Origin of the sequence: Nocardia sp. NPDC060220 (assembly GCF_042727815.1) — a bacterium.
In the GTDB taxonomy this organism is placed as follows: domain Bacteria; phylum Actinomycetota; class Actinomycetes; order Mycobacteriales; family Mycobacteriaceae; genus Nocardia.
Genome location: NZ_JBHWZY010001014.1, coordinates 1 through 2,220 on the forward strand (window position 1 = coordinate 1; position 2,220 = coordinate 2,220).

General features: G+C 59.5%; 3 protein-coding genes. All 3 read right to left on the reverse strand.

Going from position 1 to position 2,220, the window contains the following annotated elements:
* Positions 1–661 (reverse strand): cysteine peptidase family C39 domain-containing protein (locus tag ACFWF3_RS33000; protein WP_379317820.1); only part of this gene is annotated, 661 nt, incomplete at its 3' end.
* Between the two features lie 218 nt (positions 662–879).
* Positions 880–1,137 carry an acyl carrier protein gene (locus ACFWF3_RS33005; RefSeq protein ID WP_379317822.1) on the reverse strand — a complete coding sequence of 86 codons (258 nt, stop codon included), beginning with the start codon at positions 1,135–1,137 and terminating at the stop codon, positions 880–882.
* Between the two features lie 45 nt (positions 1,138–1,182).
* Positions 1,183–2,220: AMP-binding protein (locus ACFWF3_RS33010; protein WP_379317824.1), on the reverse strand; the 1,038-nt coding region annotated here is incomplete at its 5' end.

The following is a 2,220-nucleotide window of genomic DNA, read 5'->3' on the forward strand; positions in this document are numbered from 1 at the left end:
GCAGATGTCCGGCCACCATATGCCCGACGTGGGACTCGACGAAACTCTGAATTGTCACGATGAGGCGTGACCTTGAAAACTGCAACAAACCGTACCCTCCGACAACGGTGAGTAGCAGTATGGCGAATCGGGGTAGATTCTCAGCAGCGAATGCTTCGCTGTGTGAAACTGCCTGCCCCAGCAGTAGTGGGAAGATCAGGTTGAACGCGAGCAACGACGCCGACAAGCCGGCAGCCCACAGCCAACGAGTGGTTCGCGGCAAGAGTTGGAGAACCGCGCGAGCCTCACCGATACGGCGGTCGAGGTATCTCGGTCGGGCGACCGAAGAATTGCCCTCGGTGAACTCCAGAGCTACGCCGGTGAATTCGGAGTCAGCTTGACGCCAGCTGATCCTGCGGCGCCCGACCGCCGGATCGACGATCGTTACACCGCCACGATTCGCGGACTCCAGTACGACGAAATGGCTGAGTTTCCAGAATAGAATGGCTCCGGGGCTGAGATGTTCGAGCCCGGCCAGGCTGGTGCGAACTCCACGACCATCGACCCCATGGCGACGCGCGACATTCAGCAGGGATACCGCGGACGTCCCATTGCGCCCACTGCTGGTTTCCTGCCGCAATTGTTGAAGCGAGACGTCGATCCCCCGCGAAGCCAGCATCATTCGAAGACTGGCAGGTCCACAGTCCGCGTATCCGACCTGGGGAAAATGCGGAATTCGCGCAGTACCCCACCGTAGCGCACGCAGCCCCAGGGAGCTGCGCAGCGGGTCGCGACCGCAGAGAAAGGTCGGGGCGCCGAATATCCCGTCACCACCACGCTTCGTCGTCGCCGCAGGCCGGAATCTGGGTACGGCGGACCGAGTGGTGTCTATTTGCTCGCTCACTTGACCGTTGAACCTCGTCCCGGCGTACGCGCCGAAAGCCTGGCTGCGATATCAGTCAGACTCGTTGAATGAAATACATCTTGGAGCGGAATGGTAATGCGCAGCTCGGACTCCAACACGGCGACCAGTTCCAGGGCGGATACCGAATCTCCGCCGATATCGAAAAAATTCTCTTCGGGGCGGACACGATGCTCCAATACAACTTCAGTCGCCGTGACAACTGCGCTCAGGTAATGGTTGTCTGTCAACTCCACGTGCCTTTCGAGAATTGTTTTCCAGCAGAATTATCAAGCTTGGATCTATTTTGGTAACCGCGATACTTTGCGCGACAGGGTGCGTGGCAGCGATGCGCGTTCGACGAACCGACATTCGACGTCCAACGGACTCTCGGCGAGCATTTGTTCTATCCGGAGGCGCGGCGCCTGCGACGATAATTCAATGACAGCGACCGGCGCATCTCCAGATTCATCGACGATTGCGTTCGACACGCCGAGCAGCTCGGAAAGCTCATGTTGCAGCCGTACTGCGTCCGGCGTTCCGCTTCGTCCGATCACATGGAGATAGTCGTCGTCGTCGATCCATCCGATATCCCCTGGATTTTCCTCGGCCGAGGTCTCGGCGTTTCCACGGCGATGGGTGATCAGGAGCGGACCGGGCTCCGATTCACCGATGATCCGAACCTGTATTCCGGAATACGGTCGACCTACCGATCCCGGATGACGCAACCACTCCGACCCTGTTATCTCGGACACCGGTCCATGCGACGTTCCGTAGTATTCGATCAGGCCACCGCCGAACCGTTCTATCGCCGCGCGCTTGATCCACGACGGAGTTCTGCTGCCTCCGTGCTGTAGCGCACGGAGGTCAGGCGTAGCAGGCTTGTCGCATTCGACGAGATCGAGAAGATCGCCCGACGAAACGAACCCGCTCGTGGCACCTGTATCGGCAGCAGTTTCGAGGAACTGCTCCGCGGACCAGCGATCCAGGATATGAACCGTGCTTCCCGCTTGGAGGGCATACAGTGCAGGACCGAGGGTGCCCAGGTGGAATACCGGATTGCCCATGATGTGGGGACCTCGGCCGGGACCTGCCCCATAGCGATCGAATACCGCGACGCCCCGATAGCGTCCTCGTCGACGCTCCTGCCGCACGAGCTTCGGCGTTCCTGTAGTACCCGAACTCAGGTAGACGATGTAGCCAGACTTCTCGAACATCACCGAATTATTTGCCACATTCGGGCGCAGGCGAGTGACCTCGTTCCCAGCACAGAGCACGGTGGCCGTTTCGCCCATGACATCACTCTGTGTCCGCAACTGGACATCGAGCAGCGGTAAAAC